The 12,048-nt window shown below is 64.5% G+C and carries 14 protein-coding genes; 5 read left to right on the top strand and 9 right to left on the bottom strand.

The window, feature by feature from the left end; translation table 11 throughout:
- Positions 1-10: 10 nt before the first annotated feature.
- Entirely contained in the window at positions 11-526 is a 516-nt protein-coding gene (locus ACK1U9_RS24205) for a GspH/FimT family pseudopilin (protein WP_046617011.1), read from the bottom strand.
- A gap of 109 nt (positions 527-635) precedes the next feature.
- Between ACK1U9_RS24205 and ACK1U9_RS24200 the strand changes: the two genes are divergently transcribed.
- The 5 genes from ACK1U9_RS24200 to thiO are packed head-to-tail and all read left to right on the top strand — an operon-like array spanning position 636 to position 3,463.
- Positions 636-818 carry a prepilin-type N-terminal cleavage/methylation domain-containing protein gene (locus ACK1U9_RS24200; RefSeq protein ID WP_046617012.1) on the top strand — a complete coding sequence of 61 codons (183 nt, stop codon included), beginning with the start codon at positions 636-638 and terminating at the stop codon, positions 816-818.
- Complete coding sequence (locus ACK1U9_RS24195; RefSeq protein ID WP_135001961.1) at positions 815-1,459, top strand: PilW family protein; 645 nt, start codon at positions 815-817, stop codon at positions 1,457-1,459. The genes ACK1U9_RS24200 and ACK1U9_RS24195 overlap by 4 nt, the downstream gene beginning before the upstream one ends.
- Positions 1,456-1,920 carry a hypothetical protein gene (locus ACK1U9_RS24190; protein ID WP_046617014.1) on the top strand — a complete coding sequence of 155 codons (465 nt, stop codon included), beginning with the start codon at positions 1,456-1,458 and terminating at the stop codon, positions 1,918-1,920. The genes ACK1U9_RS24195 and ACK1U9_RS24190 overlap by 4 nt, the downstream gene beginning before the upstream one ends.
- A 1-nt stretch (position 1,921) precedes the next feature.
- A complete protein-coding gene (locus ACK1U9_RS24185; protein WP_196173330.1) occupies positions 1,922-2,311 on the top strand; it encodes a type IV pilin protein in 390 nt (129 codons plus the stop codon).
- A gap of 54 nt (positions 2,312-2,365) precedes the next feature.
- The gene (thiO, locus tag ACK1U9_RS24180) at positions 2,366-3,463 is read left to right on the top strand and encodes a glycine oxidase ThiO (RefSeq protein ID WP_046617016.1); all 1,098 of its coding nucleotides are present in this window, start codon (positions 2,366-2,368) and stop codon (positions 3,461-3,463) included.
- A 114-nt stretch (positions 3,464-3,577) separates the two neighbouring features.
- Here thiO and ACK1U9_RS24175 read toward each other — a convergent pair whose 3' ends face one another.
- From ACK1U9_RS24175 to ACK1U9_RS24140, 8 genes are all read right to left on the bottom strand, one after another.
- Positions 3,578-4,993 carry an amidase gene (locus ACK1U9_RS24175; RefSeq protein ID WP_449110237.1) on the bottom strand — a complete coding sequence of 472 codons (1,416 nt, stop codon included), beginning with the start codon at positions 4,991-4,993 and terminating at the stop codon, positions 3,578-3,580.
- A gap of 1 nt (position 4,994) precedes the next feature.
- A complete protein-coding gene (locus tag ACK1U9_RS24170) occupies positions 4,995-6,272 on the bottom strand; it encodes a Zn-dependent hydrolase (RefSeq protein ID WP_449110236.1) in 1,278 nt (425 codons plus the stop codon).
- 140 nt (positions 6,273-6,412) lie between these two features.
- The gene (locus tag ACK1U9_RS24165; RefSeq protein WP_135001965.1) at positions 6,413-7,108 is read right to left on the bottom strand and encodes an ABC transporter ATP-binding protein; all 696 of its coding nucleotides are present in this window, start codon (positions 7,106-7,108) and stop codon (positions 6,413-6,415) included.
- Complete coding sequence (locus ACK1U9_RS24160; protein WP_108480466.1) at positions 7,108-7,860, bottom strand: ABC transporter ATP-binding protein; 753 nt, start codon at positions 7,858-7,860, stop codon at positions 7,108-7,110. Before ACK1U9_RS24160 ends, ACK1U9_RS24165 begins: the two co-directional genes overlap by 1 nt.
- Positions 7,860-8,879: a branched-chain amino acid ABC transporter permease gene (locus ACK1U9_RS24155; RefSeq protein WP_449110235.1), complete on the bottom strand. Its 1,020-nt coding sequence runs from the start codon at positions 8,877-8,879 to the stop codon at positions 7,860-7,862. Before ACK1U9_RS24155 ends, ACK1U9_RS24160 begins: the two co-directional genes overlap by 1 nt.
- A gap of 1 nt (position 8,880) precedes the next feature.
- Positions 8,881-9,741, bottom strand: a complete 861-nt coding sequence (locus ACK1U9_RS24150) for a branched-chain amino acid ABC transporter permease (protein WP_039614952.1) — start codon at positions 9,739-9,741, stop codon at positions 8,881-8,883.
- Positions 9,742-9,806: 65 nt separating this feature from the next.
- On the bottom strand, positions 9,807-11,009 hold the full coding sequence (locus ACK1U9_RS24145; RefSeq protein ID WP_046617022.1) for an ABC transporter substrate-binding protein: 1,203 nt from the start codon (positions 11,007-11,009) through the stop codon (positions 9,807-9,809).
- Between the two features lie 90 nt (positions 11,010-11,099).
- A complete protein-coding gene (locus ACK1U9_RS24140; RefSeq protein ID WP_046617023.1) occupies positions 11,100-11,864 on the bottom strand; it encodes a FadR/GntR family transcriptional regulator in 765 nt (254 codons plus the stop codon).
- Between the last annotated feature and the right edge of the window lie 184 nt (positions 11,865-12,048).

Below are 12,048 nucleotides of genomic sequence, written 5' to 3'. Positions count from 1 at the left end.
ACGCCCGCTCCTACGTTGACCGCGCTGATCTGCTAGTGGTGTCTTTGCATCGGGATTTTTTTGGCTCTCCCATCTGTACGTTGACCCTGCCAGTCGATGCCATCACCACTTGATACTGGCTAGTTGCGGTCAAGCGCTCGCAAATCTCCATCGTTGAAGCTAACCAATTACCGGTTGCCCCAAGCGGAACCCCCTGCGCACTGAATTTCAGTTGCTCGCCGCGGTTGCTCGTGATCTTCAGTGGCCGTGAAAGGCGCTGCTCACGCAGCACCTGCTGGTTATGCTCCAGCATCACCCGCCAACCATTTCCCCAATTACCGTCTAATGCCTGCACCAGCACCGGCTGGTTTTGCAACATGGCATGGCTGCGCGCACTGCGCAGCGCCTGCGCCAGGTCTCGTGCGGCTGCCGCCCTGTGTAGGTCGTCGCTCAATCTGGCGTAGGCCGGCATGCCAAGCTGTGTCAGCAATACGGCCACGCCCAGGGCCGACAACATTTGAATCAGTGTTACACCTCGTTGCTTCACCGTGCATTCCTCCCTGGAAGTGCTTGGCTGTAGCTTCACGGTCGTTGGACTGGCGGTCCAGTCGCCCGGGTTCAATGCAATTGCAGGAAAAGTCGCAGGAGGTGCAGGGATGCACGCAAGACAACGAGGCATGACGCTTCTGGAAGTGTTGTTGGCGGTGGGTGTGGTGGCCGTGGGCATGTTCGCAGCGGCAGGCCTGCAACTGCAGGCATTGCAGGCTGCGGAGGACGCGCGCCGCGATGGGCAGGCGGCAATGGCGGCGCACAGTGAGCATGAAAGGGCGCGACCATGAGCCGCGCCCAACGTGGTTTCGGCTTGCTTGAGCTGATGCTGGCGCTGACCATCGGGTTGCTGCTGTTGGTGGCGGCCAGCCAGCTATTTACCTCGGCCCACCATACCTGGCGGCTGCAAAGCACGGCAGTACGCATGCAGGATGAGGCTCGCCTGGCATTGCTGCGAATGGCCCAGGATATCCGCATGACCGGGATGTTCGGCTGCTTGCGACTGCAGCCAAAGCACTTCGGCAGTTCGAGCGCAAAGCACGCATTCGCCCGGCCGATGGAAGTCGAAGCAACCACCCTCAGCCTGGTTGTTGCGGAGTTACCTGGGCAAGCCGGGGGGCCGCAGTGGTTCCTGCACACGGACTGTACTAGCAAAGTGTCTGTGGACGATGAGTTGAAGGAGGGCTACCCACAGGTTTACCCCATCAGCAGATATGTCTACCAACTAAAGGGCAATACGCTGAGATTCAAACGCAACGACAGCAAATTCCAGCCGCTGGTTGAAAATGTGCGATCAATGCGTTTGCAGCGTGTGCAAATGGCACAGGGTGAGGGGGTGGATATTGCCCTGACGCTTTACGAACCCACGCTCGAACTTGAACAGCACCATGAACTGAGCGTCGCAATCCGCAACCCGGTGCCGGCCTCATGAGTCGTCAGCGTGGCATTGTCCTGTTATTGGCCTTGGTCCTGAGCCTGCTGCTGGGGCTGCTTGCGGCATCCGCCCTGCGCGATGCGCTGGCGCAAACGCGGATGACCGGCTATCTGAGCGAAGGCCTGCTGGCGCTGGAGCAGGCCGAGGCCACGTTGCTGGCAGGGGCTGGGGAGCTCGAACGGGCTCCCCCCGACCCTTGTGAAGCGTGCCCACCACCAACTCGACCGCATGACCTGAAGGGGCAGTGGCAGCGCACACCAACCGGCTACTTCCATTTGCAGAATCTGGGTACCAGCGAATACGCCGCGCATATGCCGGAAGGGCAGCAGGTCACCCTGTACCGCGTCACCGCCGTAAGCCTGCAAACCCAGTCACGGCATGTGCTGGAAGCGGTCTATGCCATGGGCGAGGACACGACCCGGCGCATTGCCTGGCGCCAGAGATTGCGAGGAGACTGACATGCAGCAAGGCTTGAGCCTGATCGAGCTGTTGATTGTGCTGGCCGTGACCGGCATTCTGGCAGCCATTGCCTACCCCAGTTACAGCGACCAGCTACGGCGAGCCGCGCGCAGCGAAGTGGTTGGCCTGCTGCATGACGCCGCCCTGCGCCTGGAGCGCCACCGCGTACGCACTGGCCAATACGCCGAGGGCGACCCTGCCTTGCCTGGCGGTACCCGCTATTACAGCCTGCAGGCCCAGCGCGACAGCGACACCTTCACGCTGCGCGCCCGGCGGCTGCCGAGCGGGCTGATGGCGCAGGACCGCTGTGGAGATTTCCAGCTCGACCAATCCGGCGTGCAGCGCAATCCGGGTGCCGTCGAAGACAGTGTGCACTGCTGGGGAAGCTGAAGATTGAATGATGCCCGGCGCATCGCGGATTTACTTCAGGTGTTGGATCGACAGATGAGCAAGCAAGTAGTGGTGGTCGGTGGCGGGGTGATTGGCCTGCTGACGGCATTCAACCTGGCGGCGAAGGTCGGGCAGGTGGTGGTGTGTGATCAGGGGGAAGTCGGCCGCGAGTCGTCCTGGGCCGGCGGTGGCATCGTCTCGCCGCTGTACCCGTGGCGCTACAGCCCGGCCGTGACCGCCTTGGCACACTGGTCGCAAGACTTTTATCCACAGCTGGGCGAGCGTTTGTTCGCCAGCACAGGCGTTGATCCCGAGGTGCACACCACCGGCTTGTACTGGCTCGACCTGGACGACGAAGCCGAAGCGCTGGCCTGGGCCGAGCGTGAGCAGCGGCCGCTGAGTGCCGTGGATATCTCGGCGGCCTATGACGCGGTGCCGGTGCTGGGCCCGGGCTTCAAGCGTGCCATCTACATGGCCGGCGTGGCCAACGTGCGCAACCCGCGCCTGGTGAAGTCGCTCAAGGCTGCGTTGTTGGCGTTGCCCAACGTGACCTTGCGAGAGCACTGCCAGATTACCGGTTTCGCCGAGCAAGGCGGCCGCGTGACCGGTGTGCAGACGGCAGACGGCGTGCTTGCGGCGGATGAGGTGGTGCTCAGTGCCGGCGCCTGGAGTGGCGACCTGCTGCGTACGCTCGGCCTGGAGCTGCCAGTGGAGCCGGTGAAGGGCCAGATGATTTTGTTCAAATGTGCCGAAGACTTCCTGCCGAGCATGGTGCTGGCCAAGGGGCGGTATGCGATCCCTCGGCGGGATGGGCATATTCTGGTAGGTAGCACGCTTGAGTATGCCGGGTATGACAAGACCCCGACCGAGGAGGCGTTGGAGAGCCTGAGGGCCTCGGCGGTGGAGTTGTTGCCTGAGCTCGAGGGGGCCACGGTGGTGGCGCACTGGGCCGGGCTGCGGCCGGGGTCGCCGGAAGGTATTCCGTATATCGGGCCGGTGCCGGGGCATGCGGGGTTGTGGTTGAACTGCGGGCATTACCGCAACGGGCTGGTGCTGGCGCCGGCTTCGTGTCAGCTGTTCACTGATCTGCTTACCGGGGCAGAGCCGATCATTGACCCGGCGCCGTATGCGCCAGCCGGGCGATTGAACTGAGGGCCTCTTCGCGGGTAAACCCGCTCCCACAGGTACATCACAGGTTTCGAAAACTGTGCGATCCCTGTGGGAGCGGGTTTACCCGCGAAAGGGCCGGAGAGGCAAGTAGACTTTTCAGCCGGTAATCGGTGCCTGCAAGTGCCGGCTAGGGTAATGCTGCTCATAGACCTTGCACACCCGCAGCACCTGCTCATCGGCAAAGCGCCCGGCCACCACCTGCAGCCCCACCGGCAACCCCTCGCGGGTGAACCCGCACGGCACCGAAGCCGCCGGCTGCTGAGTCAGGTTGAAGGGATAGCTGAACGGCGTCCATTCCATCCACTGCGTCATCCTCGACCCAGGCGGCACATTGTGCCCAGCCTCGAATGCCACCAGCGGTAGCATCGGCGATACCAGTACGTCATGACGCTGGTGGAAGGCATTCATTTTCGCGATCAAATCTGCCCGTGCCTCCAGGGCCTGGGTGTATTCGCCAAGGCTGATTCGCGCTCCCTGTTCGGCAATCCGGCGCAGCCCTGGGTCAAGCAGCGCTCGCTGTTCATCGCTGAACGCACCGGCCAACCGCGCCGCCCCGGCAAACCACAGGGTATTGAACGTCTCCAGCGGGTCATCGAACCCTGGGTCGACTTCCTCAACCTGTGCGCCCAGCCGTGCCAGGCGCTGCACGGCCTGGGCCACCAGTGCCTGGACCTGCGGGTCGACCTGCACGTAACCGAAGTTGGCACTGTAGGCGATGCGCAGGCCGCTCAGGTCCTGGTCCTGGTCCTGGCCCAGCCACGGCGCCTGCCTGGGGGCGCCGGCCAACCCGTCACGCGCATCGGGGCGGGCTACACAGTCGAGCATCAGTACCGAATCGTCGACGGTGCGCGTCATCGGCCCCAGGTGCGACAGCACGGTCATGGCACTGGCCGGCCATTGCGGTACGTAGCCGAAGGTCGGCTTGATGCCGAAGGTGCCGGTAAAGGCGCAAGGGATTCGAATAGAGCCGCCGGCATCGCTGCCCTGGTGCAGCACGCCCAGGTTCAGCGCGGCTGCTGCCGCGGCGCCACCAGACGAGCCGCCGGCGGTCAGCCGGGTATCCCAGGGGTTGCGGGTGATGCCGTACAGCGGGTTGTCGGTCACCCCCTTCCAACCGAACTCCGGCGTGGTGGTCTTGCCCACCAACACGGCGCCGGCTTCGCGCATGAAGGCCGTGAAGGGCGCATCGACTTCCCACGGGCCGGCGCCCGAGGTGGTGCGCGAGCCCTTGCGTGTGGGCATGCCACGGGTCAGGGTAAGGTCCTTGATAGAGGCGGGTACGCCATCCAGCCGGCCGCAGGGCTCGCCACGCCGCCAGCGCTGTTCGCTGGCGCGGGCGGCGACGCGGGCACCTTCGCCGTCGACATGGCAATAGGCGTTGACTGCCGGGTTGTGCAGGTCGATGCGCGCCAGCACATCGTCGATCACCTCGACCGGTGACAGTTGGCGGCACTGGTACAATTCGAGCAGTTCGACGGCGGTGAACTCGCCAATCGCGGTTTTCTGGGTCATCTCAATGGGCTCCCTGGGTGGCGGCCTGGAACATGGCGCGCAGCAGCACGTCGCAGCCATCGGCCAGGTCCTGTGGCGCGGCATTTTCGATTTCGTTGTGGCTGATGCCGCCCTCGCAGGGCACGAAGATCATCCCGGCCGGGCCCAGTTCGGCGAGGAAGATCGCGTCGTGGCCGGCGCCGCTGACGATATCCATGTGGCTCAGGCCCAGCTCCCGCGCGCCTTGGCGCACGGCGTCCACGCACTGCTCGGCGAAATACAGCGGCGGGAAGTCGGCGGTTGGCGTCAGCTCGTAACTCAACCCGTGCCTTGCCGTGCTGGTTTCAATGGCCGCGCGTACTTCGCTGACCATGGTGGCGAGGTGCTCGGGGTCGAGGTGACGCAGGTCGATGGTCATCTGCACCCGGCCGGGGATGACATTGCGCGAGCCCGGGTGCAGGTTCAGACAGCCGACGGTGCCGCAGGCATGCGGCTGGTGGGCATGGGCCACGCGGTTGACCGCAGCCACCACCTCGGCGGCGCCGACGAGGGCATCCTTGCGCAGGTGCATCGGGGTGGGGCCGGCATGGGCCTCGACGCCGGTCAGTACCAGGTCGAACCATTTCTGTCCCAGGCAGCCTTGGACCACGCCAATGGTGGTGCGCTGGTCTTCCAGCACCGGACCTTGTTCGATATGCGCCTCGAAGTAGGCACCGACCGCATGCCCGGTGGGCACGCGTGGGCCTGCGTAACCGATGCGCTGGAGCTCCGCGCCTACCGACAGGCCTTGGTCGTCGACCTTGGCCAAGGTCTCCTGCAGGTCGAACTTACCGGCGAACACCCCCGAGCCCATCATGCACGGCGGGAAGCGCGAGCCTTCCTCGTTGGTCCATACCACCACTTCCAGCGGGGCCTCGGTGGTCAGGTCCAGGTCGTTGAGGGTGCGCAACACCTCGAGGCCGGCCATCACCCCGTAGCAACCGTCGAACTTGCCACCGGTGGGTTGGGTGTCGATGTGGCTGCCGGTCATGACCGGCGGCAGGGCCGGGTTGCGCCCCGGGCGGCGGGCGAAGATGTTGCCGATGGCGTCGATGCTGACCGTGCAGCCGGCGTCTTCGCACCAGCGCACGAACAGGTCGCGGGCCTGGCGGTCGAGGTCGGTCAGGGCCAGGCGGCATACGCCACCCTTGGCGGTGGCGCCGAGCTGTGCCAGGTCCATCAGCGATTGCCAGAGGCGTTCGCGGTTGACCAGCGGGCCCTGGCCGAGCAGATGCTGCGATGGATCGATGCGGGTGTTCATGGTTCATCTCTCCTGAAATGACTGGGTTGCTTGTACTGGCCTTTTCGCGGGCGAACCCGCTCCCACAGGGACATCACTGCCTTCAGGTGTGGGAGCGGGTTTACCCGCGAAGAGGCCAGTACAGGTAAACGAGGCCTGTATCAGGCACTCAGGGCCAGGTAACGGTTCTTGATGCTCGGGTCCTCGCGGAACTGCGCCGCACTGCCCTGGTAGGCGACGCGGCCCTGCTCCAGCACGTAGTGGCGGTCGGCGAGGGCATCGCAGACCATCAGGTTCTGCTCCACCAGCAGGATCGACAGGCCTTCGTCCTTGATCCGCCGCAGAATCCTCACCAGTTCGTCGACGATCACCGGGGCCAGGCCTTCGGTGGGCTCGTCGAGGATCAGCAGCTTGGGCCCGTTGAGCAGGGCGCGGGCGATGGCCAGCATCTGCTGCTCGCCGCCGGACAGGGCGAAACCGCCGTTGCGTCGCCGTTCCTTCAGCCGCGGGAACATGCCGTACACGTCTTCCAGCTGCCAGCGGCTGTCCTTGCGAACGGCAATCCTCAGGTTCTCCTCCACGCTGAGCTGGCGAAAGATGCCGCGGTGCTCCGGCACCAGGGCAATGCCGAGCCGGGCGATATCGAAGATTTCGCGGCCGACCAACTGCTGGCCGTCGAAGCTGATGTGCCCCTGCCGTGGGCGGACGATGCCGAGGATGCTGCGCAGGGTAGTGGTCTTGCCGGCGCCGTTGCGCCCCAGCAGGGTCACCAGTTCGCCAGCTTCCACTTTGAGCGAGACGCCTTCGAGCACATGGCTCTTGTCGTAGTAGGAATGGATCGAATCGACGTTGAGCATCAGGCGGCCTCTCCAAGGTAGGCGGTGCGGACACGCTCGTCGTTGCGCACCTGTTCAGGGGTACCCTCGACCAGGATCTGGCCGTGGCTCATCACCGTGATGCGCTGGCTGATCGACATGACGATGCTCATGTTGTGCTCGATCAGCAGCACGGTGTGGTCGCGGCCGAGGTCGCTGATCAAGTCGGTCATCACCGGGATGTCGTCGATGCCCATGCCCGAAGTGGGTTCGTCGAGCATCAGCAGGGTGGGTTTGGCGCAGATCGACATGCCCACCTCCAGCACCCGTTGCTGGCCGTGCGACAGCTCGCCGGCCAGGGTCTCGGCGCGGGCGGTGAGCTTCAGGCGCTCCAGCACCTGGTCGGCGGTGTCCCAGTGGCTGCGCTTGTGCTCGACGCTGCGCCAGAAGTTCAGCGCACCCAGGCCATCGCGGCCCTGGGCGGCCAGGCGCAGGTTCTCGCGTACAGACAGGTTCTGGAACAGGCTGGTGAGCTGGAACGAACGGGCCATGCCCAGCGCCACGCGCCCGTGGGAAGGCTTGCGGATGATGTCCTGGCCGTTGAACAGTATTTTGCCCGCGGTGGCCTGGCGCTCGCCGGTCAGGCAGTGGAACAGGCTGGTCTTGCCGGCGCCGTTGGGGCCGATGATGGTGTGGATGGAGCCGGCGCAAACCTTGAGGTCGACGCCCGCAACTGCCTTGAAAGGCCCGTAGGCCAGTTCCAGCTGGCGGGTTTCCAGGAGGTAGTCGCTCATCACAGGGTCTCCTTGGTCTTGACCTGGGGTTTGTCATTGGCATTGCGGTTAGCCAGCAGGCGCTTGCCCAGTTCGGCCAGGCCGCCCCAAAGGCCGCCACGCATGAACACCACCACCAGGATCAGGATCACCCCCAGCAGCATCAGCCAGCGCGGCCACAGCTCCGACAGCACATCGCCCAGCAGCACAATGGCGCCGGCCCCCAGCAGCGAGCCGAACAGCGAGCCGGTGCCGCCGACGATGGTCATGATCAGGATGTTCTCGCTCATCATCAGGTCGATGTTCGACAGCGGCGCAAAGTGCAGCAGCATGGCGTACAGCGCCCCGGCGACACCGGTAATGGCGCCCGACAGCATGAACACCAGGATCTTGAAGTGGCGGGTGTCGTAGCCGATGGCTGCGGCGCGGGTCTCGTTTTCGCGGATGGCCAGCAGGGTGCTGCCGAATGGCGAGCGGATCACCCGCAGGGCGCCAGCAAAGATCAGCAGGAACAGCACCGCGACGAACACATAGAAGTGCCGTGGGTCGGCCAGATCGACCAGCACATGGCCGGCGATTTCGATGTTGGGCCGGGGCACATCGAGCAGGCCGTTGTCACCGCCGGTCCAGCCGCTGAGGGTGTAGGCCAGGAAGTACGCCATCTGGCTGAAGGCCAGGGTCAGCATAACGAAGTAGATACCTGTGCGGCGGATCGCCAGGGCGCCTACCAGCAGCGCCAGGAAGGCACCGAACACGGCTGCGCCAAGCAGCGCGGCGAACATGCCCCACTGCAGGTGGATCATCAGCAGCGCCGCGCCATAGGCGCCCACGCCAAAGAAGATGCCTTGGCCGAACGACAACAGGCCGGTGTAGCCGAGCAGCAGGTTGCAGGCCAGCGCCGCCAGGGCAAAGATCAGGATCTCGGTGGCCAGGGTGGCCGATGGTAGCAACAGCGGCAGCGCCACCAGGCTGGCGACCACCAGCAACAGCAGCGCCGGGGCGCGGCCCTTGGCGACTGGCAATGGGTTTTTCTCGCTCATCTCAGGCTCTCCCGAACAGGCCATAGGGACGGACCAGGATCACTGCGGCCATGGCGCCGTAGATCATCAGGCTGGCGCCTTGCGGCCAGAGGCTGGTCATCATGCTTTGCACCACACCCACCAGCAGGCCGCCGACCAGGGCACCGCCGAACGAGCCCATGCCGCCGATCACCACCACCACGAAGGCGATGCCGAGGATTTCCGGGCCGACGAAGGGCTGGGCGCCACGCAGCGGTGCGAACAGCACGCCCGCCACGCCGGCCAGGCCCACGCCCAGGGCGAAGGTCAGGGAGAACAGGCGGAAGATGTTGGTGCCCAGCAGTGACACGGTTTCGGTGCTTTCGCTGCCGGCCCGCACAAGGGCGCCGAAGCGGGTGCGCTCCAGCAGCAGCCACAGGCCAAGGCCGATCAGCGCGGCAAAACCGATCAGGAACAGCCGGTAGTAGGGGTAGATGAAGTCACCGACGATCAGCACCCCGCGCAATTCCGGCGGCACGGCGATGTTCTTGCCCACCGGGCCCCAGATCAGTACCGAGGCTTCCTGGATGATCAGCGCGATACCGAGGGTGACGAGGATCTGGAAGGTGTGCGGCAGGTGGTAGATGCGCTTGATCAACAGACGCTCGACCGCCCAGGCCAGCGCCGCCACCACCAGTGGTGCGATCAGCAGGGCCAGCCAGAAGTTGCCGGTAATGGCCACGGCGGTGTAGCACAGGTATGCGCCCAGCAAGAAGAACGCGCCGTGGGCGAAATTGACGAAGTTGAGCAAGCCGAAAATGATCGTCAGGCCCACGGCGATGAGGAAGTAGATCATCCCCAGGCCCAGGCCGTTGAGCAGTTGGAACAGGTACAAATCGAGCATGAGCGTGCCCTCGACAGCGCGTGGTGCGGCTGCCTGTACGAGTGTTTGTGACTGACGCCGCGGCTTCAGGCCAGGGCGCAACCGGTGTGGTCGACTTCGACGAACGAGCGGCCCGAGCTGATGACTTCGGCCAGGTCGTCCTCGTCGCGCATCTGCCCCTGGGGCTTGCCGCGCAGCAGGTAGTAATCCTTGAGCACCTGGTGGTCGCCCGGGCGGATCAGTTCTTCGCCGGTGGGGCCCTGAAAGCGCATGCCCTGCAACGCCGCGGACACGGCGGCGCCATCCAGGCTGCCGGCCTTGATGATGGCTTCGAGCATGACCTTGGTGCCGATGTAGTCGGCTGCCAGCGGGTAGTTGGGGTTGATGCCATAGGCCTTGCGGGTGGCTGCGACCAGCTGCTTGTTCAGTGGGGTATCGACCTGGTGCCAGTACTGCGCGCCCAGGTACACGCCTTCGAGCACGTCGCTGCCCAGCTCCTGGAACTGGTCGAGGCCGGCGGACCACACAATCAGCACTTTCATGCGCTCCTTGATGCCGAAGTTCACTGCCTGGCGCAGGGCGTTGGACGCCTGGCTGCCGAAGTTGAGCAGCACCAGCACGTCAGGCCTGGCGGCGATGGCGTTGGTCAGGTAGCCGGAAAACTCCTGCTCCTGCAGCGAGTGGTAGCTGTTGCCGATGTGTTCCACGCCGAGCTCGGCGAACACCTTGCGGGCGTTGTCCAGCAGGGCATCGCCGAACACGTATTGCGGGGTGATGGTGTACCAGCGCCTGGCCTGTGGCAGCTGTCGGATCATCGGCACCAGTGTTTCGCGGATGGCGCCGTAGGTGGGCACCGACCAGCGGAAGGTCGAGGCATTGCAGTCCTTGCCGGTGATTTCGTCGGCGCCGACCGGGGTCATGAACACGCCGCCGGCCTTGTGGATTTCCTTCGACACCGCCAGAGCCGAGGACGACAGCGTGCAGCCCTGGAAGAAGCGGGCGCCATCCTGGCCGATGGCTTCCTGCACCTTGCGCACTGCCTTGCCGGCGTTGCCTTCGGTGTCGATGACCTTGTACTTGAGCGGGTGGCCGAGCAGTTGCGGGTACTCGGCGATGGCCAGGCGCGAACCCATGTCGGCGTACTTGCCGTAGCTGGCGAAGGCCCCAGACATGGACTTGAGCCCATAGAAGGTCAATGGTTGGTCGGCGAATGCCCGGTGCGCCCCCAGGGGGAGGCTCCCTAAGGCACCCAGGGCAAGGCCTGCCTTGAGCAGGGTACGTCTTTGCATGAGTAACTCCTTGGTTGTGGTTATTAGGCAGGAGTGGCAATGACAAAGCGGGTACGGCCGGGCCTGTGTGCAGGCCTCTTTCCAGGCGGATCAGTGGTTGTGTTCGAACTCCAGCAGGAAGTTGCGGGCAACCTCGCCTTCCAGCGCGGTCATGTGGTGTTCGGCGTCGCACATGTGTTCGTGCATCAGCCGGCGTACGGCGGGCTCGTCGCTTGCGCGCAGGGCGATGAGCAATTGCTTGTGGTAGGCGATGTTGGCAGCGGCGAACTGCTGGCGCTTGGGCAGGTAGGCCTTTTTCAGCACCACCAGGTCGCGCAGCAGGTCGTTGAGGAACACCGCCATGAAACGCAGCAACGGGTTGGGGCAGCGGTCGGCCAGCAGGGTGTGGAATTCCAGCTCCGCCAGGCGCTGTTCGCGCTGGCCTTCCTCGCTGTCTTCCGGGGCGCTGCAGAAATCGATGTTGGCCTGCAGCGCGGTGTAGTCGGCTTCGCTCAGCTTGCCCATTACCGATACCGCCAGCTCCACCTCGATGACCTTGCGCAGCTGGTAGACCTGTTCGCCGTCCAGGTGCTGGAAATGCAGGTAGTTGCGCAGCGCGCGGCTGGCAGGTTCGGTCCCCACTTCATTCAGGTAGGCGCCGCCGCTCGGGCCGGTGCGGGTGCTGACCAGGCCTTCCACCTCCAAGGCCTTGAGCGCTTCGCGGGCGGTACCCTTGGAGCACTCGAAATGCTCCATCAGCTCACGCTCGGTGGGCAGGCGGTCGCCGGGGTGCAGCGCTTCGGTGACGATCGAGCGTTTTACCGATTCGACGATCACATCGGACAGCTTCTGGCGTTTGCGTTTGGGTTTGAGCATTTCGCTATTTTTCATATTTATGCGGATAAATAGGATTTAGCGAGTTTTGCCGGAGTGGGTCAATGCTGGCGGCGGGGGTGGGGTCGCAAATGGTGCGAAAGGGTCGGGGAGGGATAAGTGGTGTTGGATTCACTGGCCTCTTCGCGGGCACGCCCGCTCCCACAGGTACTGCAAAAGGCTCAAG

The sequence above is a fragment of the Pseudomonas sp. XP1 genome (assembly GCF_053557675.1).
This window is presented reverse-complemented; position numbering and strand designations above follow the sequence as displayed.

What these genes read in the sequence shown, in the direction of transcription:
- ACK1U9_RS24200 (WP_046617012.1), top strand. Translation starts at nt 636, where the DNA reads ATGCACGCAAGACAACGAGGCATGACGCTTCTGGAAGTGTTGTTGGCG.
- ACK1U9_RS24195 (WP_135001961.1), top strand. Translation starts at nt 815, where the DNA reads ATGAGCCGCGCCCAACGTGGTTTCGGCTTGCTTGAGCTGATGCTGGCG.
- ACK1U9_RS24190 (WP_046617014.1), top strand. Translation starts at nt 1,456, where the DNA reads ATGAGTCGTCAGCGTGGCATTGTCCTGTTATTGGCCTTGGTCCTGAGC.
- ACK1U9_RS24185 (WP_196173330.1), top strand. Translation starts at nt 1,922, where the DNA reads ATGCAGCAAGGCTTGAGCCTGATCGAGCTGTTGATTGTGCTGGCCGTG.
- thiO (WP_046617016.1), top strand. Translation starts at nt 2,366, where the DNA reads ATGAGCAAGCAAGTAGTGGTGGTCGGTGGCGGGGTGATTGGCCTGCTG.
- ACK1U9_RS24175 (WP_449110237.1), bottom strand. Translation starts at nt 4,993, where the DNA reads ATGACCCAGAAAACCGCGATTGGCGAGTTCACCGCCGTCGAACTGCTC.
- ACK1U9_RS24170 (WP_449110236.1), bottom strand. Translation starts at nt 6,272, where the DNA reads ATGAACACCCGCATCGATCCATCGCAGCATCTGCTCGGCCAGGGCCCG.
- ACK1U9_RS24165 (WP_135001965.1), bottom strand. Translation starts at nt 7,108, where the DNA reads ATGCTCAACGTCGATTCGATCCATTCCTACTACGACAAGAGCCATGTG.
- ACK1U9_RS24160 (WP_108480466.1), bottom strand. Translation starts at nt 7,860, where the DNA reads ATGAGCGACTACCTCCTGGAAACCCGCCAGCTGGAACTGGCCTACGGG.
- ACK1U9_RS24155 (WP_449110235.1), bottom strand. Translation starts at nt 8,879, where the DNA reads ATGAGCGAGAAAAACCCATTGCCAGTCGCCAAGGGCCGCGCCCCGGCG.
- ACK1U9_RS24150 (WP_039614952.1), bottom strand. Translation starts at nt 9,741, where the DNA reads ATGCTCGATTTGTACCTGTTCCAACTGCTCAACGGCCTGGGCCTGGGG.
- ACK1U9_RS24145 (WP_046617022.1), bottom strand. Translation starts at nt 11,009, where the DNA reads ATGCAAAGACGTACCCTGCTCAAGGCAGGCCTTGCCCTGGGTGCCTTA.
- ACK1U9_RS24140 (WP_046617023.1), bottom strand. Translation starts at nt 11,864, where the DNA reads ATGCTCAAACCCAAACGCAAACGCCAGAAGCTGTCCGATGTGATCGTC.